We start from the raw sequence: 915 nt of genomic DNA on the forward strand, positions 1-915 counted from the left end.
TGGGACTTGAACCCACACAGCCTTACAGCCGAGGGATTTTAAATCGTGCGTTATTCCTTTTTATATCAAGGGAATAACGCGTTTTTTCATAACAACACTATAAAAACAGTGCATTATATTTCATGCAGTTAGCGATCATAGCATCCATTAGTTATGAAGAATTTAGGACAATTGCCACACTTCTGTGAGGCTCATTTCACGGGTGGCCTCGTATACTATTATCTCCCGGTGCCATGGCATGAACACTTGGCCCCCAGCTGCGACCGTGCTTGCATACCACGGTTGCAGCTACTCCCCGCAACTAGCAGGAAATTTCTTATACAGCGTAGAGACACCAGCATCGAAAATGATTGCTACCTGCTTCCTGTCTATTCCGCCTTCTATCAGTCTCCCCATCTGTGCCCATTCATCCTGGCTGAACTTTGGCCGTCTACCACCAATCCTACCCTCTGCGCGTGCAGCTTCTAAACCTGCCCGGGTGCGTTCGACAATAAGCTCCCTTTCCATTTCAGCTAGCGCGCCCATTACATGAAAGAAGAATCTCCCCATAGGCGTACTCGTATCGATGCTATCCGTCAGGCTCCGGAAGTTAACCCCCTTCTCCCGCAGTTCCTCTACTAACCCAACAAGATGTCGCATGCTTCGCCCGAGCCGATCCAGTTTCCACACCACCAGCGTATCGCCTTCAGATAGCGTCCGGAGCACCTTTTTTAACCCTGGTCTGTCGGACACCTTACCGCTGATCTTGTCTTCGAAAATCAGCTCACATCCTGCACTTTCGAGCGCGTTTCGCTGAAGTGCAGTGTTCTGGTCATTTGTTGACACCCTCACGTAGCCAATAAGCATGAATTTCCTACCTCCAAAAGGCCGGAATCATGCCACCTGAGCGATAAATGATCATTATTAAAAACGTTC

1 protein-coding gene is annotated in these 915 nt (G+C 48.7%); it reads right to left on the bottom strand.

Annotated features, from left to right (window positions below; all coding sequences use genetic code 11):
* Positions 1 to 288 precede the first annotated feature (288 nt).
* Positions 289 to 846, bottom strand: coding sequence for a recombinase family protein (locus FDX22_RS21255; RefSeq protein WP_146717733.1), 558 nt, complete (start codon positions 844 to 846; stop codon positions 289 to 291).
* Between the last annotated feature and the right edge of the window lie 69 nt (positions 847 to 915).

Origin of the sequence: Citrobacter sp. TBCS-14 (assembly GCF_005280805.1) — a bacterium.
Lineage (GTDB): Bacteria > Pseudomonadota > Gammaproteobacteria > Enterobacterales > Enterobacteriaceae > Citrobacter > Citrobacter gillenii.